We start from the raw sequence: 25,267 nt of genomic DNA on the forward strand, positions 1-25,267 counted from the left end.
CCCCGTTACTGTCCCGTGACCGTGCCACCTGGACCGACCCAGTCGGTTCGGAGCACGCCCGCAGTCGGGGCGGGACCGGAGCCAGAAGCGCGAAGAAGCGAGACCACGTAGGAGGAGTTGCCGGGAACCTTCGAGCTCAACCCTCGAATGATCTTTGCAGCGCCAACTGTGCGGTGGCCTCGAGCTTCCGCAATGGAGGTATCGACCCTTGTCTGGAAGCGACAGAACTGCCGCTCCGTACGACTTCAACGAGGACACCGACTGGTTCACGCCGGTCGGGGGCACCGCGGTCGGAGTCGTTGACCCCCACCCGAGCTTTCCCGCCGGTGCGCTGACCATCTCGCCCGCGGACGTGCTCGAGGTGCTCGGTCCGGACGCCGACGAGCTGCTCGCCACCGCGAACGTCGACGTCGACGAGCTGATCCGGCTCATCAACGCCGAGACGACGATCATGCCGCCCCTCGTCCTCCCGTCGGAGGAAGAGGAGAAGAACGACCCGCAGCTGCTCGTCACGGCCGTCTCGTCCTGGAAGCGCCGCTTCCTCAAGGGCGCGGTCGCCGCGGTGCTCGTCTCGATCTCCGGCGGCGGCGTGACCGCGATGGCGATGGACAAGTCGCTGACCGTCGAGGTCGACGGTGCGCTGCAGACCGTCCACTCGTACGAGGGCACGGTCGGCGAGGTCCTCGAAGAAGAGGGCATCAAGGTCGGCGAGCACGACGCGCTGTCCCCGTCGCTCAACACCCCGATCTCCGACGGCGGCAAGATCAGCCTCGACCGCGGCCGCCTGCTCAAGATGAGCGTCGACGGCCAGGCCCGCGAGGACTGGGTCCGCTCGGTCACGGTCGAAGAGGCCGCGAAGCAGATGGGCGTGCCGACCGAGGGCGCGTGGTTCTCCGCCCCCGGCACCCAGGACATCCCGCTCGAGGGCATGAACCTCGAGGTCAAGACCCGCAAGAACATCAAGCTGTTCGACGGCGCGAACCCGGTCCGCGAGGTCCAGACGACCGCGGTCACCGTCGACGAGCTCCTGAAGAACGAGAACCTCTCCCTCGGCCCCGAGGACGCGGTCGCCTCGGGCACCGACGTGAAGCTCGCGACCGGCGCCGAGGTCTACATCTCGCGCACCGGCGTCACGGTCATCAACGTGAACGAGCCCGTCGCCCCGCCGGTCGAGAAGACCAACGACCCGAACATGAACGCGGGCGAGCAGAAGGTCACCGACCCGGGCGAGGCCGGCGAGCAGATCTCGACCTACCGCGTGACGGTGAAGAACGGCAAGGAAATCAGCCGCGAGAAGATCGGCGGCAAGGTCACCAAGGAGCCGAAGCCCAAGAAGATCACCGTGGGCACCAAGCCCCTCCCCGACGGCGAGGTCTGGGACCGCCTGGCCAAGTGCGAGGCGGGCGGCAACTGGGCCATCAACACGGGCAACGGCTACTACGGCGGCCTCCAGTTCGACGCGGGCACCTGGCGCGCGTACGGCGGCCAGGCCTACGCCCCGCTCCCGCACCAGGCGACCCGCGAACAGCAGATCGCGGTGGCCACCAAGCTGCGCGACGGCCGCGGCGGCACGTACTCGGCGTGGCCGGGCTGCCGCGCGAAGCTGGGCCTGCCGTAAGCCCGCACCTGACTCGGCCGATGGCCGCTCCTGGTTCGCCGGGGGCGGCCATCGCCGTTTTCGGGGCAGGAGAGGGCGAGCCGACCTGCTCAAGCCCACCACGACAGCACCACGCACTCCACAAATCCCGACCTGCGACAATGCCCGAGTGAGCCTGCTGGGACCCGCCGAAGTCCGCCGCCTAGCCGAAGAGCTGGGTATCCGCCCGACCAAGAAGCTGGGCCAGAACTTCGTCCACGACCCCAACACGGTCCGCAAGATCGTCACTGCCGCCGAGCTCACCGAGGACGACATCGTCCTGGAGGTGGGCCCGGGCCTGGGATCCCTGACCCTGGCCCTGCTCCCCAACGCCAAGCAGGTGGTGGCCGTGGAGATCGACCCGCCGCTGGCTCAACGCCTCCCGCAGACCGTCAACGAGATGGACCCGGAGAACGCGGCCAAGCTGCACGTGGTCCTCAAAGACGCGATGAAGGTCACCTGGGACGATCTCCCCGCGCAACCGACCGCGATCGTCGCCAACCTCCCGTACAACGTCGCGGTCCCGGTGGTTCTCCACCTCCTCGCCGAGCTCCCCACCCTCACGAAGGGTCTGGTCATGGTCCAGGCGGAGGTGGCGGACCGCATGGCCGCCAAGCCCGGCAACAAGATCTACGGCGTCCCCAGCGTCAAGCTCGCCTGGTACGCAGAGGCCAGGAAGGCCGGCTCCATCGGCAAGAACGTCTTCTGGCCCGCGCCGAACGTCGACTCCGGCCTGGTGTGGTTCCAGCGCCACGAAAAGCCGTTGTCCACAGTGGATCGCAAGCGTCTGTTCGAGATCATCGACGCTGCCTTCGCCCAGCGCCGCAAGACGCTGCGGGCCGCCCTCAAGGGCTGGGCCGGCGGTGCCGAGCAGGCGGACGAACTGCTCCAGAAGGCTGGCATCGACCCCCAGCAAAGGGGCGAACAGCTCAGCGTGATCGACTTTGTCCGGATCGCCGAGGTCTGACCCGGCGATCTTTCGGCCATCAGTGTGATCTGTCGAACGAATCCGAATCTGGCTTGCGCAACCGAACGTCTGTCCGGTTGACTGCTAAGTGCCATCCGGAGCGACCGAGAGACCTGGCTCTACGACGTCGCAGCAACCACCCGCTGGATGCGGGCAGGTGCTAACGCCAGGACCGATGGAGGATCACATGTGCACTTCGCGAATGCTGACGCGCCGTCGAGTCGTCGACCAGTGCCGTCGCACCGCTTCTGCATGTCGTCGCCACCTCGTCTAAGGCGCCTTCTCAAAGTCCTTTGACGCGCACTCAGTCAACGAGTGGCGCACACACCTGAGCAGAACCTCGACCGCGCACCCCACAAGGGTGTGCCGTCGCGCGCAGCCGTGGAGCAGAAGTGATCACTGTCGAAAACCTCACCAAGTCCTTCCAGGGTGTCAACGCCCTGAACGGCGTGACCCTCGACGTCGAAGCGGGCACCGTGCTCGGCGTCGTCGGCCCGAGCGGGGCCGGCAAGTCGACGCTCGCGCGCTGCGTCGCGCTGCTCGAGCGTCCCGACTCCGGTGCGATCCGGGTCGACGGCACCGACATCACGAGCCTTGACGGAAGTGCCCTCCGGGCCGCCCGTCGGCAGATCGGCGTTGTGCCGCAGGGGGATTCGCTCCTCCGTCAGCGCACGGCCGCCGGCAACGTCGCCCTCCCCCTCGAGAGCGCCGGGGTTCCCGGGCCGCAGCGCCGCACCCGCGTGGGTGAGCTGCTGGACCTCGTCGGCCTCACCGACAAGGCCACCGCGTACCCCGACCAGCTGTCCGGCGGGCAGCGTCAGCGCATCGCCGTGGCGCGTGCGCTCGCCGCGAACCCGTCCGTCCTCCTCGCCGACGAGCCGACCAGCGCCCTGGACCCGGAGACCACCGGTTCCGTGCTGACTGTGCTCGACCGTGCGCGCGCTGAGCTCGGTGTGACCGTGCTCGTCGTCACGCACGACATGGGCGTGGTCCGCAAGATCTGCGATGACGTCGCCGTGCTGGAGCAGGGCCGTGTCGTCGAGCACGGCAAGGTCCTCGACCTGGTCGGTGACGCCGCCAGCCGCACGAGCTCCGCGCTGCTGCCCGCCGTCGACCTGAACCCGATCAACGAGAACGCCTACGACCGCGTCGCGGACGTCGTGCTCGTCGGGTTCGCCGCGGTCGGCGCGCTGCTGCCCGAGGCCTCGCACCGGTTCGGCGTCGAGCTGAACATCGTCGGTGGCGGCCTCACGCGGCTGGGCGAGACGCCGGTCGCGCGGTTCCGCCTCGGCCTGAACGGCGAGCGCTCCGACTCCGCGCTCGAGTGGATCGGCGAGGCCGGCGGTGCGGTGCAGAGGTCCCTGAAGGGACCGCAGGGAGTAGCTGCGTGAGGTCTGCTACACCCTGGCCCGACGTCGTCAGCTACCTCGTCGAAGCCACCGGTGAAACGCTGTACATGGTCGGCGTTTCCACCGTCATCGCCACTGTTTTCGGAGTTCCCGTCGGAGTTTGGCTGCAGCTCACCGCCAAGGGAGGGCTGCGGCCGAACGCCGCGGTGCACCGCGTTCTCAGCTTCGTCACCGACCTGGGCCGCTCGATGCCGTTCATCGTGCTGCTCGTCGCGCTCACGTCGGTCACCCGCCTGATCGTCGGCGGCTCCATCGGCAGCACGGCGGTCATCGTGCCGCTGGCCGTGGGCGCCATCCCGTTCGTCGGGCGGCTCGTGCAGAACATCCTGTCCGAGGTGCACGTGACCGTGGTCGAGGCCGCGATCACCACCGGTGCCTCGACGTTGCGGATCGTCAGGAGCGTGCTGATCCGCGAGTCGCTGCCCGCGCTGATCAACGCCATCGGCGTCACCGTGATCGCCCTCATCGGGTACTCCGCGATGGCGGGCGTGATCGGCGGTGGCGGCCTCGGCGACCTCGCGATCCGCGAGGGCTACCAGCGCTTCAACGACCGGATCCTGTGGAGCACCGTGGCGTGGCTAGCCGTGCTCACGACCGTGATCCAGCTCGGTTTCACCCGTGCCGCCCGCGCCTCCGACCGCCGCAGGCACGCCTCCGTTTAGTCGCCACGCGGGGGCCCCACGTACCTCAGACGGGTACGCGGGGGCCCCGCGTACCCAGATCTCAGCTACTGGGAACTCTCAAAAGGAACGAAATGCGTATTAAGGCTGCCCTGATCGCGGTCGCTTTGACTGTTTTGTCCGCTTGCTCGTCCGGTGGCGCGTCCGCCTCGGACACGCTCAAGGTCGGCGTCTCGCCCGTCCCGCACGCCCAGATCCTCAAGTACGTGGCCGACAACCTCGCGTCGCAGAAGGGTCTGAAGATCGAGGTCGTCGAGTTCACCGACTACGTGCAGCCGAACACGGCGCTGGTCGACGGCTCGCTCGACGCCAACTACTTCCAGACCGTCCCGTACCTGGAGACGTTCACCAAGGAGAGTGGCGCCAAGGTCGAGTGGGTCGAGCCCGTCCACGTCGAGCCGCTGGGCCTCTACTCGAAGAAGGCCAAGAAGCTCGACGAGCTGCCCCAGAACGCCAAGGTCGCCGTGGCCAACGACGCCACGAACGAGGCCCGCGGGCTCAAGCTCCTCGAAGCCAACGGCCTGATCAAGCTCAAGGCCGTGGACCAGCCGACCACTCGCGACGTGGCGGAGAACCCCAAGAACCTGCAGTTCGTGCCCCTGGAGGCCGCTCAGCTGCCGCGTTCGCTGGAGGACACCGATGCGTCGGTGATCAACGGCAACTACGCCATCGACGCGGGCCTCAAGCCGGCGACGGACTCGCTCGCGCTGGAGAAGGCCGAGGGCAACCCGAACGCGAACGGCCTGGTCACGCGCACCGAGCTCAAGGGCGACAAGCGGATCCGCGACCTGGCGGAGCTGCTCGGATCGCAGCAGGTCAAGGACTACATCAAGCAGACCTTCAACGGTTCGGTCATCCCGGTGTGAGATCCGCTGCGACCGGGGGAGGAGTCCGCAACTCCAGAACGCCCGTAGGCTGACATGGTGCTCGCAGTCGTTCCACCCCCGGTCACGGTCCGCGTCCCGGCCAAGGTCAACCTGCACCTGGCCGTCGGTGACGTGCGCCCGGACGGCTACCACGACCTGGTGACGATCTTCCAGGCGCTCTCGCTGGTCGACGAGGTCACGGTCGCGGTCGCGGACGAACCCGGCGTCGAGGTGCACGGCGAGGGCGCCGACCAGGTGCCGACCGGAGCGTCCAACCTCGCCTGGCGCGCGGTGCGCCTGCTCGCGGCGCACGTGGGCAAGGACCCCGACGACCCGAAGGTCCGCGTCGTCATCCGCAAGGCCATCCCGGTCGCGGGAGGCATGGCGGGCGGCAGTGCGGACGCGGCGGCGACGCTCGTGGGCCTGTCGTCGTTGTGGCGGTTGGAGATCAGCCGCGACGAGCTGGCCGAGCTGGCCGGCAAGCTCGGCGCCGACGTTCCCTTCGCCCTGTACGGAGCCACCGCGCTCGGCACGGGCCGCGGCGAGCGGATCGTCCCGGTGCTGGGCCGCCACCAGTTCCACTGGGTGCTGGCGTTCGACCGCCGTGGACTGTCCACTCCGGACGTGTTCGACGAGCTGGACCGCCTGCGCGCAGAGGGTGATCCGCCGCGCGTGGGTGCGGTCGAGGCGGTGTTGGAGGGTCTGTCCTCAGGGGACCCCCGCCAGCTGGCCCTGTTGCTGGGCAACGACCTCCAGGCCGCCGCCGTGTCGCTGCGGCCGAACCTGCGCCGTACGCTCCGTGCGGGCGTGGACGCGGGCGCGCTGGCGGGAATCGTGTCCGGTTCGGGTCCCACGACGGCGTTCCTGTGCGAGGACGGCGACACCGCGGTCCGCGTGGCCGCTGAGCTCGCCGGCGCGGGCGTGTGCCGCACGGTTCGCGTGGCGCACGGGCCGGTGCCCGGTGCGCGGGTGATCACGACTGAGGAACCGAAGCCCATTCCGCCCGAGGTGCACGCTTAAGATCCCGTGGCGCCACGCGTGCCCCGGTGCGAAGCCCGCGTCCCGAACGCGGGCGATCTCGAATCCTCGGGGCACGCGTGGTTCTTTCACGGGCGGGGGAGACGACGTGGGCAGAAGGCTGCAACGCGAGTTGTTCCGGATGGTCGTGTCAGACCTGGTCAGTGATCCTCCGAACCTCTACGCGGCGCGCCTCGCCCGCTACGTCCACCTCGTTCGCCGCTGCACCGTCGAGCACCCGGACTGGACCGCCGCGCTGCTGCGCTGGGCCCGCCACGAGGCCGGTCTCGCCTACACGGCCCACGCGGGTGCCGCCGAGTTCCTCGCGGCCCGGCTCGCCGCCGGTCAGCACGGGATGTCCCGGCAGGTGATCGACTCCGTGCTCGTGGAGCCTCTCGACCCCACCTGGCTGCTGTACTACTGGAACTACTTCCACGGCCGGACGTTGCCGAAGCCGCTGAAGCGCGGTATCAGCGACGCCGTGCGCCGTCTCTACACCGAGCAGTCGGTGCTCGAGGACGATCGCACCCGGATGGAACTCCGGTTCGGCGACGTGCTGAACCGCGTGCACCCCAAGCCGGTCGACGAACGCCAGTCCGCGTTGTTCAGGTCCATCGTCGAACGCCGGTACGACCGGAACGCCCAGAACGTGAAGCCGCCACGTCCGCGGCCCGCACCGGCGCGGGAACTGCCCCGGCTGGCCGGCCACACGTTGGTGCTGGCCGACCTCAACGCGGTCGAGCGGTACGAGTTCGGTCAGACCGTCGAGCTGGCCGCGAGCCGGTGTGAACGGGTCGAGGTCGTCCGCTGGCGCAGGGAGAGGCTGCCGCACCACCGCTCGAACGATCTCGACAGGGTCGTCCGCCGGCGGTTCCGGATCCTCTTCCGCCGTCACGACCGGGTTCTCGTCATCACCGAGGACCAGCAGCTGGACCGGCCGCTGAGCTGGTCGCTGCCGTGGCACGTGCCGCTGCACGTCTGGGACCTGAGCGACCGGGACACGCAGTGGGCGTCGGTGTCGCGACACCGGTACCGCCATCACGGCCACCGGGAGCACGCGTTGTGGGCCTTGTCCCTGTTCGAGGCTGGTGAGCAGGGGCTTTGGCCCTGGTAGGTAGCCTTCACCGGGGTATTTCTTCCGAAGTCGTGAGGTTTTGATGGCCAACCTGGTCAACCTGGAGTCCGTGTCGAAGTCGTTCGGCGTCCGGCCGCTGCTCGACGGTGTGTCGCTCGGCGTCAACGAGGGCGACCGGATCGGTGTCGTCGGCCTGAACGGCGGCGGCAAGACGACGCTGCTCGAGGTGCTGGCCGGAGTGGAGACCGCCGACGACGGCCGGGTGTCGCGGTCGCGTGATCTGCGGATGGCCGTTGTGACGCAGCGGACCGAGCTGCCGGAGGGCTCGACCGTGCGCAACGCGGTGATCGACCCGCTCGGCTTCGACGCGGAGCACGAGTGGGCGGCCGACGCCCGCGTTCGGTCCATTTTGGACGGACTCGGGATCACGGCGCTGGGCCTGGACTCCGTGGTCTCCACGATGTCCGGTGGCGAGCGCCGCCGGGTCGCGCTGGCGGCCGCGTTGATCCAGGACCTCGAACTGCTCGTGCTGGACGAGCCGACGAACCACCTGGACGTCGAGGGCGTGCGGTGGCTCGCGGAACACCTGCTGTCCCGCAAGTGCGCGCTCGTCGTCGTCACCCACGACCGGTGGTTCCTCGACACCGTCTGCAACCGCACGTGGGAAGTGGTGCAGGGCAAGGTCGAGCAGTACGAGGGCGGGTACGCCGACTGGATCTTCGCGCGCGCCGAGCGGCAGCGGCTCGCGGACGCGGCGGAGGAGAAGCGGCAGAACCTGGCGCGCAAGGAGCTCGCGTGGCTGCGCCGGGGCGCGCCCGCGCGGACCTCGAAGCCGCGCTACCGGATCGAGGCCGCCGAGGCGTTGATCGCGGACGTGCCGGCGCCGCGGGACAACGTGGAGCTGCTCGCGTTCGCGAAGAAGCGCCTGGGCCGCACGGTGATCGAGCTCGAGGACACCACACTGTCCATTCCGGACCGCGTGCTGGTGCGCGACCTGACGTGGCGCATCGGCCCGGGTGAGCGGATCGGTCTGGTCGGCGTCAACGGTTCCGGCAAGACGACGTTGCTGCGGTTGCTGGCGGGGGAGCGCGAACCCGAGACGGGCAAGCGGATCCAGGGCCAGACCGTGAAGATCGCGCACCTCTCGCAGGAGCTGCTCGACCTCGACGGGTCGATGCGCGTGCTGGAGGCGATCGAGGAGGTCGCGCGGCGCGTTGTCCTGGGCAAGTACGAGATGTCGGCGTCGCAGCTGGGCGAGCGGTTCGGGTTCTCGTCGCAGAAGCAGTGGACGCCCGTCTCGGACCTGTCCGGTGGCGAACGGCGGCGGTTGCAGCTGTGCCGGTTGCTGATGGCAGAGCCGAACGTGCTGCTGCTCGACGAGCCGACGAACGACCTGGACATCGACACGTTGCAGCAGCTGGAAGATCTGCTCGACTCGTGGCCTGGCACGCTCGTGGTGATCTCGCACGACCGGTACCTCGTCGAGCGCGTGTGCGACAAGGTCGTGGCGTTGTTCGGCGACGGCGGGCTGACCGACCTGCCCGGCGGGATCGACGAGTACCTCAAGCGCCGCGACTCGTTGCGCGACAGGGAGAACGCCGCTGCCTCCCCGGCCGTGGACAAGGCGCCGTCGAACGCCGCGGACCAGCGCGCCGCCCGCAAGGAGCTGGCACGGCTGGAGCGGCGCCTCGAGGTGCTGCACAAGAAGGAAGCCGAGCTGCACGCCGCGCTGGCCGAGGCCGCGACCGATCCCGACCGGCTGCTGAAGCTCGACGCCGAGCTCCGCGCCGTGCTGGCGGAGGAGTCCGACGTCGAGGCCGCCTGGATGGCCGCGGCCGAGGTGGTCGAGGGCTGACGACGAAGGGCGCCTTCATCCACGTGAGGTGGATGAAGGCGCCCTTCATCGACCGCGGCGGCGCAGTTCGTTCGCTAGCTGGGGGAGCAGTTCGTCGATGAACGACGTGTCGTAGCCCTGGCCGGAGAGCAGCGCGTAGCTGAAGCGCGCCTTCATGACCTCTTCCGAGGTGGCGCCCAGCATGCCGTCGAGTGCGACGCCGATCTCCTCCAGCATCCGGTCGACCTGCGCGGTGCGGTAGCCGCGCTGGCCGGCCGCTGCCTGCGGGATGCGCAGCTGGCGCAGGTCCTTCCACGACTTGACCGTCGGCATGCTGCGCACCGGTCCGGAGAGCTGCTGCTCGATCTGGCCGAGGAACGCGTCCACCTCGGTCTCGTCGTAGCCGCGCCGTCCGATGAGCGGACGGGAGAACCGGACGTCGCGGATGTCCTTGCCGGTGAGGTTGTCCTGGCCGAGCAGCGTCGCCTCGATGCGGTCGAGGAACGCGTCCACCTGGGACTCCTGGTAGCCGCGGCGGCCGCGGGGAGGACGGTGGAACGCGACGTTGCGGATGTCCGCGGCGGTCAGCTTCGGTGACTCGACGGACCTTGGAGTCGCGGGCTGCTGCACCGGTGGCTGCTGCTGGGGGCGTGGCGGCGGCTGTGGACGGCGCTGCTGAGGCCGTTGCTGTTGCTGCGGCAGCTGCGTCGTCGGCGGGGCCTGACGCGGCGGTGGTGCGGTTTCGAACATCAGCACGACGAGGTCGAGGAACGTGTCGACGTCTTCTTCGTCGTAGCCGAACGTGCCGGGCGCGGTCTCGCCGAACACGGCGTCCTGGATCTGCTGGGCGGTCAGGTTGTCCTTGCCGCGCAGCGTGTTCTCGATGCGGTCGAGGAACGCGTCGATCTGGCCCTCGTGGTAGCCGCGGGTCCCAGGTCTGGGCTTGTGGAAGCGCACGGCGGCGACGTCGTCGGGCGACAGCCGCACCGCGGGTCTCAGCGCCTGGGACGTGGCGTGCGCGCCCTGGGCGGGCGCCGTGGCCTGCTGACGTTGCGGAGTGGACCGCAACGTGTCGGCCACGAGCTCCATGAAGACGTTGACCTCGTTCACGTCGTAGCCAGGATCACGGGTAGCCGTGCTGAACTTGACGTTGAGCACGTCCTCGCGCGTGAGGATGTCCCTGCTGCGCATGGTTGCCTCGACACGGTCGAGAAATGCGTCCACCTCAGCCGCGTCGTATCCGCGTTGTCCCCTCGGGGGACGGTGGAACGCGACCACGGCCACGTCCTGTGCGGAGAGCAGAGGTGCCGGATGCGCGGGCAGACGATGCTGCGCTCCGGGGCCGCCCCGATCCACCAATGACCTCCTCCTGCGTACCTGTACTGGGGAGTATCGCGTTTCGCGTGGCATAACGTTTCGTCCTGATGGACCAAAGGCCGCCACTACGATCGCGAACATGAGTCAGTTCGTGGATGTGATGCTGGCGACGGCCGCCAACGGCCGGGACAGGGGCATGACGACGGGGGAACCCGCCGCACCCGTCCGCCGGACCTGGGCCGAGGTGCACGAACGCGCCCGGCGGATGGCCGGTGCGCTCGACGTGGCGCCGGGTACCGCGATCGCAGTGCTCGCCGCCGAACCAGCCGTGATCGCCCCAGCCGTGCAGGCCGCGTGGCTGTGCGGCGGCAGCGTCACGATGTTGCATCAACCCACACCACGCACCGACCTGGCCGAGTGGGCCGAGGACACGCTGCGGGTGCTCGCCATGATCGACTCTCGTCTGGTCCTGCTCGGCAGCCCCTTCGACGCGTTGGCTCCCGTGCTGGACCAGCACGGAATCCCCTATCGCAAGCTGTCCGAACTCGACGCGGAGCCGATCGCTCACCCTGTTCCCACCCCCGAGGATGCCACGGCACTGCTGCAGTTGACGAGTGGATCGACGGCGGATCCGAAAGCCGTTCGCATCACCCACCGCAATCTGATGGCGAACGCAGAGGGAATGCGGATCGCGGCCGCGCTGGATCCGTCCTCTGACGTGATGATTTCCTGGCTGCCCTTGTTCCACGACATGGGGATGGTGGGCTTTCTCACCGTGCCGATGCTGTTCGGCCTGGAATTGGTGAAGGTCACCCCGGTCGACTTCCTGTCGCGCCCGACCCTGTGGGCGGACCTGATCACCCGGTACCGCGGGACGATCACCGCCGCGCCGAACTTCGCCTACGCGATCGTGGCCCGGCGCCTGGCCTCCTCTTCGGACACTTTCGATCTTTCCTCGATGCGACTGGCGCTGAACGGGGCCGAGCCGATCGACCCGGCCGCGGTGGAGGCCTTCGTGTCGGCCGGAGCACGGTTCGGGCTGCGACCCGAGTCGATCCTGGCGGCGTACGGGATGGCCGAGACCACCCTGGGTGTGGCTTTCGCGCCGCTGTTCACGGGCCTGTCCGTGGACGTCGTGGACGCGGACGCCGTCGAGGCCGACCGACGTGCCGTGCCTTCCGCCGAGGGACGCGCGTTCCCGTTGCTGGGGCCGCCGTTGCCCGGCCTGGAGCTGCGGGTGGTCTCGGACTCCGGTGCCGTGCTGGGCGTCCGCGACGTCGGAGAGCTGCAGATCCGTGGTGAGGCCGTGACACCGGGCTACCTGACTGTTTCCGGCCCTCTGGCCACTCAGGACGCTGAGGGGTGGCTGTCCACAGGCGACATCGGGTACCTGGTGGAGGACGGGCAGGTCGTCGTCTGCGGGCGGCGCAAGGACGTCATCATCATGGGCGGCCGGAACATCTATCCGACCGATGTGGAGCGTGCCGCCTGCTCGGTCGACGGCGTGCGGGCGGGCAACGCGGTGGCAGTCCGGCTGGACGCGGGCACGCAGCGCGAGCGGTTCGCCGTGGTGCTGGAGTCGAAGCTGGCCGGAGACGCCGAGGCGGAGAAGTCACTGGTGAAGGAAGTGACCGCGCGGGTGGTCGACGCCGTTGGGCTGCGGCCGTTCGCGGTGGTGGTGCACCCGCCGGGGACGTTGCCGAAGACGCCTTCCGGGAAGCTGCGGCGGTCGGCGGCGGCCGCGCTGGTCTAGCGGGGTCTCTGGCCGGCGCAAATCTCAGCGGCAGTCGCGCCGGCCAGGGCACCCGGACAGTGTGGTGGCTGGGCCCCACAAGCCGCCTGCGGGCTTACCGCGGCACATTGGTCGTGCCACGACCCCACGGCTCAGTGGAAGGCGTTTTGCGCGGCTTCCAGGCCCTTGGTCACGAGGGCCTCGGTCGCGTCCGCCGCCCTGCCGATCTCCAGCGCGAGCTGCTTGCGCTCCACCGTGGAGAAGTCCTTCAGGACGTAGTCCGCGGGGTCCTGGCGGCCCGGCGGGCGGTCCACGCCGAAGCGGACGCGGTGGTAGTCCTTGGTGCCCAGGGACTTCGTGATGGAGCGGAGTCCGTTGTGGCCGTTGTCGCCGCCGCCGAGCTTCATGCGGATGGCGGCGAACGGGAGGTCCAGCTCGTCGTGGATCACGACGATGGTGGTGGGCTTGAAGAACTTCACGGCGCTCGCCACCGGGCCGCCGGAGAGGTTCATGAAGCTGCGGGGCTTGGCGAGGACGACGCGGTGGCCGCTCAGGCGGCCCTCGACGATCTCGGCGCCGGACTTGTGGGCCTTGAACTTGCCGCTCATGCGGGCGGCCAGTTCGTCGAGGACCAGGAAGCCGATGTTGTGGCGGTTGCCCTCGTACTTGGGGCCAGGGTTGCCCAGGCCGACGATCAGGGCGAGGTCATCGTCCACGGAACCGCAACTCCTGCTCGAGGTCGTCCAGCAACGCGTCCACGGCCTGCACCTGGTATCCCTTGCCCAGCAGGCCGGACGTGGTGCTGAACCGGGTGTTGCGGACCTCGGTGGAGGTCATCGCACCCCGGCCGTCCAGGTTGGCCGCGGCGCGGGCGATGAAGGCGTCGACTTCGGCTCGATCGTATCCGGTGCCGGACTTCGGCAGCTTGCGCGCGTGCAGGTCCTCGCCGGTGTTCAGGCCGGTCGGCAGGATGATGCCGTTGCGGACCTGGAGCTCCAGGACGTGCAGGACGCCGTCGACGCTCAGCGGGTCGTAGCCGTTCGGGACCGTGGCGAACCTGACGGTGCGCACGTGGTCCGGGTTCAGGCGGATGCGACCGGCCAGGGCGTCGGCGATGATCAGCAGGAACTCGTTGACCTGGCCCGGGTCGTAGCCCTGCTTCTTGCGGCGGAACGTCTTGGACCGCACCTCGTTCGGACGCAGGTACTGCAACGGCGCGCCGCCCCCCTCGTGAGGAGGTGGCGCGCCGTTTGTCCGGCCCGACGTGATGGGGCTCAGCTTTCCTCGGTGGCCTCAGCCGGAGCGGCGGCCTCTTCGCCCTCGAGCTGCGCCGCGGACGGCGCCTCGTTCACGGCGACGATCAGAGCCTCGGCGTCGGTGGCCAGGGTGACACCCGACGGCAGCGACAGGTCGCCGGCGTGGATCTGGGTGCCGGCCTCCTTGCCCTCGATCGAGACCTCGACCTGCTCGGGGATGTGCAGGGCCTCGGCCTCCACGGTGATCGTGGTGGCGTCCTGCGTCACGAGCGTGCCCGACTGGGCCTCACCGGTCACGACGACCGGGATGTCGACGGTGACCTTCTCGCCCCGCTGGACGAGGAGGAGGTCGACGTGCTCGATGTAGTTCTTGATGGGGTGCGTGGTCACGGTCTTCGTGAGCGCCAGCTCGCTCCCGCCGTCGAGGGCGAGGGTGAGGACGGCGTTCTGACCGTGCTCGCGGACGACACGGGCGAACTCGAGCGCCGGCAGGGCCAGGTGCTTCGGGTCGGAACCGTGGCCGTAGAGCACCGCGGGGATCTTGCCGGCGCGACGGGTACGGCGGGCTGCGCCCTTGCCGAATTCGGTGCGCTGCTCAGCGGCGAGACGGACCTCGGACACGGTGGGGTACTCCTTACAGGTCTGGCCTTGTACGTCGGGGCGGTGCACAAGTTTTCAGGCGGTTTCAGCTTTGGGTGGTGGCCTGCGGCGGCGAGCAACACGCGGATAGAGGTCAACACGCGCGGCATCAAGCCACCGCGTCGATCACGCCGGACCGTGGAAGGTCCGCCCTCGCCGAGGCAACCCGACCAGTGTAGGTGAGCTGTTGTCTGGTTGCTAATCGGGGGTCCGCTGAGTGCACGCGGGGAGCTTTCGTTCGCTCTGACCGCACGAGAGGGCCCCGCGTGCGTGAAGCGGCAGCGGGGCCGGGTGGTCTGGTGGGTTAGCAGTACGCGGGGAGCTTTCGTACTGCAGGAGCGCACGCTGGGGCCCCGCGTGCGCTGTCGGCGGGGCGGAAAGCGCGGGCGAAAGGAACGCGGGGGCCCTGCGTTTCCCTGGAGGAAACGTCGGGCCCCCGCGTTCCTGGAGAACCAGAGGTCAGGCGTTGCCGTCGAACAGCGACGTGACCGAGCCGTCCTCGAACACTTCCTGGATCACTCGGGCCAGGAGCGGTGCGATGGAGAGGACCGTCATCTGCGGGAAGCGCTTCTCCGCCGGGATGGGGAGCGTGTCGGTGAACACGACCTCGCGGGCGCCCGAGTCCTGCAGACGCTGGGTGGCCGGGCCCGAGAGGATGCCGTGCGTGGCGGCGATCACCACGTCGGCCGCGCCTTCGTTCAGGAGCTGCTTCACGGCGCCTGCGATGGTGCCGCCGGTGTCGACCATGTCGTCGATCACGATGCAGAGGCGGCCCTCCACCTTGCCGACGACCCTGTTGGAGACGACCTCGTTGGGGCGGAGGGGGTCTCGGGTCTTGTGGATGAAGGCGATGGGGGCGCCGCCGAGGGTGTCCGCCCACTTCTCGGCCAGCTTGGTGCGGCCAGAGTCGGGGGAGACGACGGTGATGTCGTGGCCGGCGTACTTGCCCCGGATGTGGTCTGCCAGCAGCGGCATGGCCCACAGGTGGTCCACCGGGCCGTCGAAGAAGCCCTGGATCTGAGCGGTGTGCAGGTCGACCGACACCAGCCGGTCCGCACCGGCCGTCTTGAACAGGTCGGCGACCAGGCGGGCCGAGATCGGTTCGCGGCCCCTGTGCTTCTTGTCCTGACGGCTGTAGGGGTAGAACGGCATGATCACGGTGATCCGCTTGGCCGATGCGCGCTTCAAGGCGTCGACCATGATCAGCTGTTCCATCAGCCACTGGTTGATGGGGGCGGTGTGGGACTGGATGACGAAGGCGTCACAGCCTCGGACGGATTCCTCGAAGCGGACGAAGATCTCGCCGTTGGCGAAGTCGTAGGCCTGCTGCGGGGTCACCGTGACGTTGAGGTGCTTGGCGACCTCTTCCGTCAGCTCCGGGTAGGCACGCCCGCCGAAGAGCATCAGGTTCTTCTTCGGTGTGCCGGGCATCTGCGGGTTCACGGTCAGCGACCCTCCTCTGTCTCGTTCGCATTCTGCTGCGCGAGGGCGGCTGCCGCTGCCTGAGCCGCGGCGGTTCCTTCACGGCGGCTGAGGACCCAGCCTTCGAGGTTGCGCTGTGGGCCGCCGGACACCGCAAGTGCGCCGGGCGGGACGTTGCGGCGCAGGACGGTGCCCGCGCCGGTGTAGGCGCCGTCGCCGACGGTCACCGGGGCCACGAACATGTTGTCCGAGCCGGTGCGGCAGTGGGAACCGACGATCGTGCGGTGTTTGTTGACGCCGTCGTAGTTGACGGTCACCGAGGCCGCGCCGATGTTGCTGTGGTCGCCGATCGTGGCGTCGCCGATGTAGGAGAGGTGGGGGATCTTCGAACCCTCGCCGATCGTCGAGTTCTTGGTCTCGACGAACGTGCCGATCTTGCCCTTCACGCCCAGGGAGGTGCCGGGGCGCAGGTAGGCGAACGGGCCGACGGTGGCGTTGGCGCCGATCACCGAGTCGCTGCCGTGGGTGCGGACCACCGAGGCGCCTTCACCGACGGTCACGCCGGACAGGGTGGTGTCCGGGCCGACGGTCGCACGAGCGCCGACGACGGTGCCCGCGCGGAGCTGCACGTTCGGCTCGATCAGGGCGTCCTGGCCGATCTGCACGTCGGCGTCCACCCAGACCGAGGCCGGGTCGACGACCGTCACGCCGGAGCGCATGTGGCCCTCGACGAGGCGGCGGTTCATCTCGGCGCCGACGGCGGCCAGCTGCACGCGGTCGTTGATGCCCTCGACGAGCCACGGGTCGGCCGCGATCAGCGCGCCGACGCGGAGGCCGTCGCCGCGGGCGATGCCCAGGACGTCGGTCAGGTAGAGCTCGCCCTGCGCGTTGTCGGTGGACAACCGCGACAGGCCGTCGCGCAGCACCGCCGCGTCGAACGCGTAGACACCGGAGTTGATCTCGGTGATCAGCTGCTCGGTGGCGGAGGCGTCCTTCTGCTCGACGATCCGCTGCACGGAACCATCGGAGTCGCGGACGATCCGGCCGTACCCGGTGGGGTTCTCCACCACGGCCGTCAGCACGGTGACCGCGTTGCCCGCGGAGGCGTGCTCCGCCAGCAGGGCCTGGAGGGTCTGGGTGTCGAGCAGCGGCACGTCGCCGTAGCTCACGATCACCGTGCCGCCCAGGTCGTGGGGCAGCTCGGCCAGGCCGCACGAGACCGCGTGGCCCGTGCCCTTCTGCTCGGACTGCACCGCGACGGTGACCTTGCGGCCCAGCGCCTCAGCCAGCGACTCGAGATGCCCGGTGACGGCTTCGCGGCCGTGACCGACGACGACGGCCAGGTGGTCGGGATCTGTGCCGGCCGCCGCGCGCACCGCGTGTTCGACGAGTGAGCGTCCGGCGATCCGGTGCAGCACCTTGGGCGTGGACGACCGCATGCGGGTGCCTTCCCCGGCGGCGAGCACGACCGTGCTGACAGGGCCCTCGAGCATCAATGCTCTCCCTAACAGGCTGGGTGGTTCGAAGTCCGCGGACCAGCCTAAGCCTCCGCGGAGGGCTCCCCCGCCACGGCCGCAACCTGGCAGCCACCTTGACGCTTCGCCACGTACATCGCCGAGTCGGCCCGGGACAGGGCCTGGTTCGCGGATTCGCGGGGGCGCAGGGAGATGACGCCGACCGACAGCGTCACCCCTCGGGAGAGGTCGATTGGCAAGCCTGCCACCGCATCCACGGCCCGGCCGAGTGCGGCTTCCGCGGCGTGCAGAGGGGCTCCCGGCAGCAGGACGACGAACTCGTCACCGCCGTAGCGGGCCACCATGTCGTCACCCCGCAGGGCCTGGCGGAGTGTGCTGGCAATCACCCGAAGAACATCATCACCCTCGGCATGTGAATGCCGGTCGTTGACGCCCTTGAACCCGTCGAGGTCGACGAGCGCGATCGAGAACGGATTGACCTGCCCGGCGATGAGCTCGGCCATCTTGTCGTCGAGAGCGCGCCGGTTCGGCAGGCCGGTCAACGGGTCCTGCAACGCCTGCTGTGCGATCGCGCCGTGCGCGCGCGTCAGCCGTTCGTGCTCGCGGCGCGTCTGCAACGTGGCCACGCGGGACTCGCGCATCTGCCACAGCTCCAGCTCCAGCGCCGAGTTGTACGCCTGCAACGCCGACGTCGTGTGCGGGCCGCTCAGGTGTGCGTACTCCCGTTCCAGCGACAGCAACAGCGACGGCTCCGACGTGTCGTGCTCCATCTGCGTGCGCGTGTCGTCGAGCACCTTGAGCGCGTCGTCCAGCCGGTTCGCCTCGACCAGGCACCTCGCCAGCGCGATCGCGACGATGATCAGCTCCCGCGCGTACATCGACAGGCCGCGCAACGACCACAACCGGTCGAGGTGGTCCTGGCTGGGGTTCGTCAACGCGTGGGCGGCACCGAGGATCGGCACCTGCTCGGCGGCGTCCATGTCGCGCCGGCCGGGGTGCAGCGACTGCCGGAACGGGATCTCGGCGGCCTCGGCGAGCCCGGACGCCACCCGGAACTGCTCGTGCGCGGCGTCGTGCAGGTTCACCCGTTCGAGCCGCAGACCCCACCCGATCCGCAGCCGGGCCCTGTTCACGAGGTGCACGTAGATCTGGTGCGGCTGGCCGCTCTCGCGCAACGCGTTGTTCGCGCCCGCCAGCACGTCGTCCGCCATCTCGTAGACGCCGAGCTGGGTCAGCACCAGCGCGATGTCCTGCAACGTCGTGGCGAGCAGCTGGTCCCAGATCCGCTTGTCGAAGACCGGGTCGGTCTCCGGTTCCTCGTCGAGCATCATCGCGAGCGCCGCCGCGATCTCGGTCAGCGCCTTGTCCTCGGCGTTGCCCAGGAGGAACCGGCGTCCGCGCAACGCCCGCGCGTCCGCCTCCAGCACGAGCAGGCCGTGGCGGCGGCAGTGGCTGAGCATCTCGTCGAGCTGCGGGTCGGACATGTCGACCAACCCCGGCGTCACCAGCCGGACCACGGCCGCGGCTCTGAGCAGCTGCGCGACGATGCGGGGCTCACCACGGCCCTGCGCCTCGGCGAGGATGTGGTCGATCTCGGACGCCGCGTCCAGCTGCGCGGCGAGGTGGCTGCTCTGGGCCACGGCGACAAGCTCGCTCGCGCGGCCCACCAGCCACGCGTCGGACATCTCGTGGTGGCGGTGGCCCACGTTGCCCTGCTCGTCGACCGTTTCCTCGGGCAGCTTCGCACCTCCCAAAGACCACTTACCCAGTGCCCTGCTCCGCCACCAGGATTCGAACCTGGACCATCGGAACCAAAATCCGAGGTGCTGCCTTTACACCATGGCGGAACGGACGCGCTCGCGCGCGTCCTGCGCACATGTTGTCACGAGACGTCCTCCTCTTGTCCAACCACCACTCATCCGGCTCAGTTCAAGATCACGGCTTGGCGCCGATTGACCTGGTCAGGAACTCCGCGAGCGCGTCCCGGTACGTGTCGGTCGCCACATTCCACCCCGACGTGTGGTCCGCGCCGGGGATCTCGACGTACTGCAGCGGCCACCCGAGACCCTTCGCCGCGGTCGCGAGGTCGCGCGACGACTGGGCGGGCACGGTGCCGTCCGCGGTGCCGTGGAAGAGCAGCGTCGGGGGCTTGAGCGCGGGCGGGTTGCGGACCAGGTCGAACCGGTCGAAGTCGATGCCGGTGCGCCAGCCGGACACCAGCTCGGCGACGGGCGTGAGCCACGTCGGCACACCCCGGTTCTCCGCCTGGAGGTTCAGCGTCTGCGTCCAGTTGGTGACGGGGGAGTCGAGCACGACACCGCTGACCGCGGCCGCGACGCCCGACCGCGCCAGGGTCTGACCGACGATCGCGCCGCCCATCGACCAGCCGTAGAGCACGACCTTGCGGGCGCCCTGCGACTGCGCGTACTTGATCGCGGCCTCGACGTCGCGCCACTCGGTGTCGCCGAGGTGGTACAGGCCGTCGGGCGACTTGGGCGCGCCGGCGTCGTTCCGGTAGGTGATCAGCAGAACGGGCAACCCCGCACTGTGGAGCTGAGGAACCACGCGCAGGGCCTCTTCGCGCGACGCGCCCCGCCCGTGCACGGTGACGACCCAGGTGTCCTGGTCGGCCGCCGGTACGAGCCACGCGGGCATCTCGCCGAGTTCGGAAGGCACCCGGACCTCGCTGTAGACCAGACCCAGCGTGGTCTTGGGGTTGCCCTCGTAGACGTCGGTCTCGACGCGGACCTTGGTGCCCTCCGGCGGTGCGGTGCCGTCCAGCAGCGGTCGTTCGACGCGGCCGTCCTTCGTGGCGGCGATGTCGCCGACCATTGCGGCGCCGCCTGGCCAGACGATGCCGAACGTGCCGCGTTGCAGGGTCAGCTTCGACTCGGCGAGCACGACGTTCTTGTCGTCCACACCGAGCGAGGTCTCCGGGTAGCGCTGCGGCACTTCCTCCGGTTCGAGCAGCTCGCCGCTGTAGTACCAGCCGATGCCGCCCAGAGCCGCGGTGACCAGCACGAGCAGGACGAGCAACGAGGTCACGGAGATCCGGATGATCTTGCGTCTGGCCATCTGCTGATGATGCCTGCCCGAGGTCTCGATTCCAGCCGACACAGCGCGGTGATCTCGAGAACTCTCCGCGAGTTTCCACGCGGGTCTGGCGAAGTAGGCAGCCCTAACCTACGCTTCCGTAAGTTACGGTTGCGTAGGTACGTCATCCCCCAATACGTCCCTCGACTCCCCCAATAGGAATCCGTATGACCTCGACGATGGACCGGTCCACCGACCAGGGCCCCAAGCCGTTGCTCGACGGGCAACGCGGACATGCCGAACAGCTCGGCGTCTACGTGTTCGTCATCGTTCCCTTCCTCGCGTTGCTGGCCGCCGTCCCCTTCGCGTGGGGCTGGGGTCTCGGCTGGGTCGACGTGGCCCTGTTCGTCGCCTTCTACTACCTCTCCGGGCTCGGCGTGACGATCGGTTACCACCGGTACTTCACGCACGGCTCGTTCAAGGCCAAGCGACCGCTGAAGATCGCGCTGGCGATCGCGGGCTCGATGGCGTTGCAGGGCCCGGTCATCGACTGGGTGGCCGACCACCGGCGCCACCACGCGTTCTCGGACCGCGAGGGCGACCCGCACTCGCCGTGGCTGTTCGGCACCGGCCCGGCCGCGCTGGCGAAGGGCTTCTGGCACGCCCACACGGGATGGCTCTTCGACCGCGACAAGACCAACCACAAGCGGTTCGCGCCCGACCTCATGGCCGACGAGGACCTGGTCAGGATCGACAAGCTCTTCTGGCTGTGGACCGTGATCTCACTGCTCGCGCCGGCCGTTCTCGGTGGCCTGATCACGTGGTCGCTCTGGGGCGGCGTCACGGCGTTCTTCTGGGCCGGCCTGGTCCGCGTCGCGTTCCTGCACCACGTCACGTGGTCGGTCAACTCGATCTGCCACATGGTCGGGGACCGCCCGTTCGCCGCGCGCGACCGCTCCGCCAACGTCTGGGCGCTGGCGATCCTGTCGTTCGGCGAGTCGTGGCACAACCTGCACCACGCCGACCCGACCTCCGCGCGGCACGGCGTGAAGCGCGGGCAGATCGACATCTCGGCCCGGCTGATCTGGATGTTCGAGAAGTTCGGCTGGGCGTGGAACGTCCGCTGGCCGAGTGAACAGCGGCTGGCCAGGATCAGCGTGAAGAAGTGACGTGCGTAGGCTGATTCGGTGACCAGGGTCAGGATGACGGGCAAGGAACGCCGAGAGCAGCTCCTGGACGTCTCCCGCGCCCTGTTCGCCGAGAAGGGCTTCGAGGCCACCTCGATCGAGGAGATCGCCCACCGCGCGAGCGTGTCGAAGCCCGTCGTCTACGAGCACTTCGGCGGCAAGGAAGGCATCTACGCCGTCGTCGTGGATCGCGAGATGCAGCGCCTGATGGACCAGATCGTCACGGCGCTGGACGGCGGCTCCCACCCGCGTGAACTGCTCGAACAGGCCGCCTGCGCGCTGCTCGACTACATCGACGACTCGACGGACGGGTTCCGCATCCTGGTGCGCGACTCGCCCGTCGCGTCGTCTTCTGGCACGTTTTCCTCTTTGCTGAACGACATCGCGTCGCAGGTCGAGCACATCCTGGGCCTGCACTTCGCCAAGCAGGGCTACGACCGCAAGCTCGCGCCGCTGTACGCGCAGGCGCTGGTCGGGATGGTCGCGCTGACCGGGCAGTGGTGGCTCGAGGTGCGCAAGCCGAAGAAGGACGAGGTCGCGGCGCACCTGGTGAACCTTGCCTGGAACGGCCTCTCGGCGATGGAGCACAAGCCCAAGCTGCGCAGCCGTTCGTGAGCTGCCCGTTGCCCGTTAGTAAGCGCGCATATAGTATGCGCGCATGGCAACTTTTTCTTTCGAGCACAGCGTCGAAGGTCCGGCGAGCGTGGAAACGGTCTGGGAGCTCTGGAGCGATGTCTCCAGGTGGACGGAGTGGGACGAGAGCCTGGAGTCCGTGACGCTGTCCGGGCCGTTCGCCGAGGGGTCGGGCGGCACGATGGTGATCAAGGGCCAGGGGCCGATCTCGTTCACCCTGACCTCGGTGGAGCCGTTCGCAGGCTTCGTCGACGAGACGTCCGTGCCCGGTGCGTTGCTGCGCTTCACGCACCGGGTCGAGCGTGTCGGTGACGGGGTCCGCGTCACGCACTCGGTGGTGATCGAGGGGCAGGCCGCGGAGTTCCTCGGCCCCGTCGTGACAGCCGACTTGCCGGACGCCGTGGAGGCGCTGGTGAAATTGGCGTCGTGACGCGCTTCTCCGGCCCCGACGAGTCTCCTGGCTTCCTCCTGTGGCGGGTGACGCTCGCGTGGCAGCGGGCCATGCGGGCGGCGCTGGCCCCGCACGACCTGACCCACGTGCAGTTCGTGCTGCTCGCGTCGTTGTGGTGGCTGGAGAACCACAGCGGCGCGCCCTCGCAGCAACGCCTGGCCGAGCACGCGGGCACCGACCCGATGATGACCTCGCAGGTGCTGCGCAAGCTGGCGGACCGTTCGCTGGTGTCGCGTTCGGTCGATCCGGCGGACTCGCGGGCGCGGTTGCTGTCGTTGACCTCCGACGGCAAAGCGCTGGTGGCGAAGGCCATGAAGGACGTGGAGGACGCGGACCAGGCCTACTTCGCCGGGTTGGGGGACGAGCAGCAGGTGTTCGTGCGGGGGCTCACGCGACTCCTGTGAGCCTCAACAGCTTGTCGTCCGTCCCGTTCGACGTCGTGATGTAGAGCGACCCGTCCGGCGCGGTGCGGGCTGCGCGAAGACGTCCGTACTTGTCGTTGAGCTCGTTCGGAATGCTGACGTTCTGCACCTTCCCGGCCTCGTCGAGCGTGAAGAGCAGCAGCTTCGAGCCCTTGAGCGCGGTGACCGCGAGCTTGCCGTTCCAGAACGCGGCCTGGCAGATCGCCTCGGTCGGCGAGCCGGACGACCACACGGCCGGGACCGCGTCCGGGAACCGTTGCAGGTCGGTCATCGGGACGTCCTCGTCGTACCTGTTCTGCGTGCCGCCCTTGGACGGGTCCCACCCGTAGTTGGCGCCGGCCTTGAGCAGGTTGACCTCGTCGTCGACGTCCGGGCCGTGCTCACTCGAGAAGATCTGCTCGGTGCCGGGCCGGAACACCACGCCCTGCACGTTGCGGTGGCCGTAGGTGTAGATCCGGCGCTCGTTGGCGTTGCTCGACGAGGCGAACGGGTTGCCGGCGGCGCCCTCGCCGGTCTCCGGGTCGATCCGCAGCACCTTGCCGCCGAGGCTGGTGCGGTCCTGCGGGTTGCGGGGCTGCGCGATGTCGCCGGTGGCCACGAACATCGTCCCGTCCGGCGCGAGGGTCGGGCGGCAGCCGGAGTGGCGTCCGCTCGGGTTCGACGGCATGCCGGTGACCAGGGCCTTCGTCTTGGTCGCCGTGGTGCCGTCGAGGCGGAACGTCACCAGCCGCACGTCGTTCGCGGTGTTGTAGCAGACGGTGAAGCGCTGGTTGTCCGGGTGGATCACGAGCCCCATCAGGCCGCCCTCGCCGCGCACCTGCACGTCGCCGAGGTCGACGTCGACCGGGGTGGCCTTGCCGTTCTTCACGAGCTTGATCCGGCCCGGCCGTTCGGTGACGAGCATCGACCCGTCCGGTAAGAAGCCGATGTCCCAGGCGTGCTGGAACCCTCCCGCGACCTCCTCGATCTTGAGACCGGTGGGCGCTGGGGCCGTGGACGGCGCGTTGCCGCCTGGTTCGGGCGAGGAGCAGGCCGCGACCACCAGCACCAGACCAGCAACGAGTGCGCGCATGTCCTAACTATGCGTTTGGCGTCGTGGAGGTTCCGTGAGTTCGGTCGTTGCCGAACCGTCGCGGCCCTGACTACCGCTCCGAAACGGCATAAGGACGCTCAACGGGCAGCAGTGCGCGCGCCGCGTCGTCATCACCGGCACGCACTGCCGCATGCACCTCGCGCGCAAGAGGCGTCACGTCGGTGATGCTGACCGTCCACTCGTTGACGTACTTCTGCACGGCCTCGCGCGTCAGGCCGATCTGGATGGACCGGTGCTGGAGCGCCTCGTGCCGCAGACCGCGTTCGGGGTCCCACTGCACACGCACCGCGGGCTTGCCCTTGATGCTGCTCTCGACCGCGTTGGAGACCGCCCAATCGAACCCCGTACGGGTGATTCGCACGGCGAGGACGCGCTCCTGGCCTTCCTTCTGGGCGTAACCGCAGCGGTACATCATCCAGAGGAACGACGGCTTGATCCACGTCATCCGTTCCATCTTGAACGGCGGCACGAACCGTTGGGCGGCTACGGCCGGATCGGCGATGTGCGGCGAATAGGCCTGGTAAACCACGATGGACTGATCGTCGTAGTCAGCCCTGATCTCTCTCATGGGCACAGGGTGACCGCTTGAAATCCGGTGGGCCACCGGATTTCGCCGTGGCACGGTCGGATACGTGGAGATCACCCGCATCAACCCCGACGAGCTGCACGAACCGCCCGGCTACCACCACGTGACGATCGTCGAGGCCGGCCGGACCGCGTACCTCGCCGGGCAGTGCCCCATCGGCACTGACGGCGAACTGGTCGGCGCGGACCTCACAGCCCAGGTCGGCCAGGTCGTGTCGAACGCCCTGATCGCCCTGGCCGCGGCCGGCGCGGAGCCCCGTCACGTGGTGCGTTCGGTCGTGTACGTGGTGAGCGACGACCGCGCGGTGCTGGCCGAGGTCTGGCGGCAGCTCACCACGTCCGCCCTCGGCCCCGCCTTCACCACCGCGAGCACCCTGCTCGGCGTCGCGCAGCTCGGATTCCCAGGTCAGCTCGTCGAGGTCGACCTCACCGCCGCCCTGCCGGAGCCCCGCTCGAGCCACCCGATAAGGGGTCGCGGAACGAGCTAAGGTGGGAAGCGAGACCCCTCGTCCCAGGCAGGGGTCTGTCTGGCGTCTCC

General features: G+C 69.1%; 24 protein-coding genes, 1 tRNA gene and 1 riboswitch. Of the genes, 14 read left to right on the plus strand and 11 right to left on the minus strand.

The window, feature by feature from the left end; genetic code table 11:
* Positions 1-208 precede the first annotated feature (208 nt).
* The 8 genes from AOM45_RS53660 (at position 209) to AOM45_RS26335 (ending at position 9,505) form a co-directional block, all read left to right on the plus strand.
* Entirely contained in the window at positions 209-1,618 is a 1,410-nt protein-coding gene (locus AOM45_RS53660; protein WP_035910238.1) for a resuscitation-promoting factor, read from the plus strand.
* Positions 1,619-1,772: 154 nt separating this feature from the next.
* Positions 1,773-2,603 (plus strand): 16S rRNA (adenine(1518)-N(6)/adenine(1519)-N(6))-dimethyltransferase RsmA, encoded by an 831-nt coding sequence (gene rsmA / locus AOM45_RS26305; protein WP_035910272.1) that lies wholly within the window; start codon positions 1,773-1,775, stop codon positions 2,601-2,603.
* A gap of 88 nt (positions 2,604-2,691) precedes the next feature.
* Positions 2,692-2,785, plus strand: a riboswitch (SAM riboswitch).
* A gap of 210 nt (positions 2,786-2,995) precedes the next feature.
* Complete coding sequence (locus AOM45_RS26310; protein WP_030467626.1) at positions 2,996-3,994, plus strand: methionine ABC transporter ATP-binding protein; 999 nt, start codon at positions 2,996-2,998, stop codon at positions 3,992-3,994.
* Entirely contained in the window at positions 3,991-4,674 is a 684-nt protein-coding gene (locus AOM45_RS26315; RefSeq protein WP_030467625.1) for a methionine ABC transporter permease, read from the plus strand. The genes AOM45_RS26310 and AOM45_RS26315 overlap by 4 nt, the downstream gene beginning before the upstream one ends.
* 92 nt (positions 4,675-4,766) lie before the next feature.
* Complete coding sequence (locus AOM45_RS26320; protein WP_030467624.1) at positions 4,767-5,558, plus strand: MetQ/NlpA family ABC transporter substrate-binding protein; 792 nt, start codon at positions 4,767-4,769, stop codon at positions 5,556-5,558.
* A gap of 54 nt (positions 5,559-5,612) precedes the next feature.
* The gene (locus AOM45_RS26325) at positions 5,613-6,578 is read left to right on the plus strand and encodes a 4-(cytidine 5'-diphospho)-2-C-methyl-D-erythritol kinase (RefSeq protein ID WP_174517931.1); all 966 of its coding nucleotides are present in this window, start codon (positions 5,613-5,615) and stop codon (positions 6,576-6,578) included.
* A 106-nt stretch (positions 6,579-6,684) separates the two neighbouring features.
* A complete protein-coding gene (locus AOM45_RS26330; protein WP_030467622.1) occupies positions 6,685-7,689 on the plus strand; it encodes a hypothetical protein in 1,005 nt (334 codons plus the stop codon).
* Positions 7,690-7,732: 43 nt separating this feature from the next.
* Complete coding sequence (locus tag AOM45_RS26335) at positions 7,733-9,505, plus strand: ABC-F family ATP-binding cassette domain-containing protein (protein ID WP_030467621.1); 1,773 nt, start codon at positions 7,733-7,735, stop codon at positions 9,503-9,505.
* Between the two features lie 45 nt (positions 9,506-9,550).
* Here AOM45_RS26335 and AOM45_RS53665 read toward each other — a convergent pair whose 3' ends face one another.
* Complete coding sequence (locus AOM45_RS53665) at positions 9,551-10,840, minus strand: DivIVA domain-containing protein (protein WP_304607982.1); 1,290 nt, start codon at positions 10,838-10,840, stop codon at positions 9,551-9,553.
* Positions 10,841-10,940: 100 nt separating this feature from the next.
* Between AOM45_RS53665 and AOM45_RS26345 the strand changes: the two genes are divergently transcribed.
* Positions 10,941-12,554 (plus strand): fatty acyl-AMP ligase, encoded by a 1,614-nt coding sequence (locus AOM45_RS26345; protein ID WP_030467620.1) that lies wholly within the window; start codon positions 10,941-10,943, stop codon positions 12,552-12,554.
* Between the two features lie 131 nt (positions 12,555-12,685).
* Here the strand turns inward: AOM45_RS26345 and pth are convergent, their stop codons facing one another.
* The 8 genes from pth to AOM45_RS26385 all read right to left on the minus strand — a co-directional run bounded on the left by pth (position 12,686) and on the right by AOM45_RS26385 (position 20,400).
* Positions 12,686-13,249: an aminoacyl-tRNA hydrolase gene (gene pth, locus AOM45_RS26350; protein ID WP_030467619.1), complete on the minus strand. Its 564-nt coding sequence runs from the start codon at positions 13,247-13,249 to the stop codon at positions 12,686-12,688.
* On the minus strand, positions 13,239-13,745 hold the full coding sequence (locus AOM45_RS26355) for a DivIVA domain-containing protein (RefSeq protein ID WP_236703833.1): 507 nt from the start codon (positions 13,743-13,745) through the stop codon (positions 13,239-13,241). The genes pth and AOM45_RS26355 overlap by 11 nt, the downstream gene beginning before the upstream one ends.
* A gap of 62 nt (positions 13,746-13,807) precedes the next feature.
* Complete coding sequence (locus tag AOM45_RS26360) at positions 13,808-14,410, minus strand: 50S ribosomal protein L25/general stress protein Ctc (protein WP_030467617.1); 603 nt, start codon at positions 14,408-14,410, stop codon at positions 13,808-13,810.
* Between the two features lie 477 nt (positions 14,411-14,887).
* Complete coding sequence (locus tag AOM45_RS26365; RefSeq protein WP_030467616.1) at positions 14,888-15,859, minus strand: ribose-phosphate diphosphokinase; 972 nt, start codon at positions 15,857-15,859, stop codon at positions 14,888-14,890.
* 14 nt (positions 15,860-15,873) lie between these two features.
* On the minus strand, positions 15,874-17,343 hold the full coding sequence (gene glmU, locus AOM45_RS26370; protein ID WP_030467615.1) for a bifunctional UDP-N-acetylglucosamine diphosphorylase/glucosamine-1-phosphate N-acetyltransferase GlmU: 1,470 nt from the start codon (positions 17,341-17,343) through the stop codon (positions 15,874-15,876).
* A gap of 47 nt (positions 17,344-17,390) precedes the next feature.
* Positions 17,391-19,079 carry a GGDEF domain-containing protein gene (locus AOM45_RS26375; protein WP_308202606.1) on the minus strand — a complete coding sequence of 563 codons (1,689 nt, stop codon included), beginning with the start codon at positions 19,077-19,079 and terminating at the stop codon, positions 17,391-17,393.
* Between the two features lie 22 nt (positions 19,080-19,101).
* Positions 19,102-19,172 (minus strand) — tRNA-Gln (locus tag AOM45_RS26380).
* 88 nt (positions 19,173-19,260) lie between these two features.
* Positions 19,261-20,400 carry an alpha/beta hydrolase family protein gene (locus tag AOM45_RS26385; RefSeq protein WP_030467613.1) on the minus strand — a complete coding sequence of 380 codons (1,140 nt, stop codon included), beginning with the start codon at positions 20,398-20,400 and terminating at the stop codon, positions 19,261-19,263.
* Between the two features lie 185 nt (positions 20,401-20,585).
* Between AOM45_RS26385 and AOM45_RS26390 the strand changes: the two genes are divergently transcribed.
* The 4 genes from AOM45_RS26390 to AOM45_RS26405 are packed head-to-tail and all read left to right on the plus strand — an operon-like array spanning position 20,586 to position 23,033.
* Positions 20,586-21,527 (plus strand): acyl-CoA desaturase, encoded by a 942-nt coding sequence (locus AOM45_RS26390; RefSeq protein ID WP_030467612.1) that lies wholly within the window; start codon positions 20,586-20,588, stop codon positions 21,525-21,527.
* 33 nt (positions 21,528-21,560) lie between these two features.
* On the plus strand, positions 21,561-22,160 hold the full coding sequence (locus tag AOM45_RS26395; RefSeq protein WP_030467611.1) for a TetR/AcrR family transcriptional regulator: 600 nt from the start codon (positions 21,561-21,563) through the stop codon (positions 22,158-22,160).
* Positions 22,161-22,203: 43 nt separating this feature from the next.
* A complete protein-coding gene (locus AOM45_RS26400) occupies positions 22,204-22,608 on the plus strand; it encodes an SRPBCC family protein (protein WP_030467610.1) in 405 nt (134 codons plus the stop codon).
* Complete coding sequence (locus AOM45_RS26405) at positions 22,605-23,033, plus strand: MarR family winged helix-turn-helix transcriptional regulator (protein ID WP_030467609.1); 429 nt, start codon at positions 22,605-22,607, stop codon at positions 23,031-23,033. Before AOM45_RS26400 ends, AOM45_RS26405 begins: the two co-directional genes overlap by 4 nt.
* On the opposite strand, the gene AOM45_RS26410 is transcribed toward AOM45_RS26405, so the two are convergent.
* Positions 23,017-24,123 (minus strand): PQQ-dependent sugar dehydrogenase, encoded by a 1,107-nt coding sequence (locus AOM45_RS26410; RefSeq protein WP_030467608.1) that lies wholly within the window; start codon positions 24,121-24,123, stop codon positions 23,017-23,019. The two genes, AOM45_RS26405 and AOM45_RS26410, sit on opposite strands and share 17 nt — an antisense overlap.
* Positions 24,124-24,193: 70 nt before the next feature.
* On the minus strand, positions 24,194-24,712 hold the full coding sequence (locus tag AOM45_RS26415) for a DUF4291 domain-containing protein (protein WP_030467607.1): 519 nt from the start codon (positions 24,710-24,712) through the stop codon (positions 24,194-24,196).
* Positions 24,713-24,776: 64 nt separating this feature from the next.
* On the opposite strand from AOM45_RS26415, the gene AOM45_RS26420 reads away from it, so the two are divergent.
* Entirely contained in the window at positions 24,777-25,217 is a 441-nt protein-coding gene (locus AOM45_RS26420; protein ID WP_081902117.1) for a RidA family protein, read from the plus strand.
* Positions 25,218-25,267: the final 50 nt, after the last annotated feature.

It is taken from the genome of Lentzea aerocolonigenes, assembly GCF_000974445.1.
Classification (GTDB): domain Bacteria; phylum Actinomycetota; class Actinomycetes; order Mycobacteriales; family Pseudonocardiaceae; genus Lentzea; species Lentzea aerocolonigenes.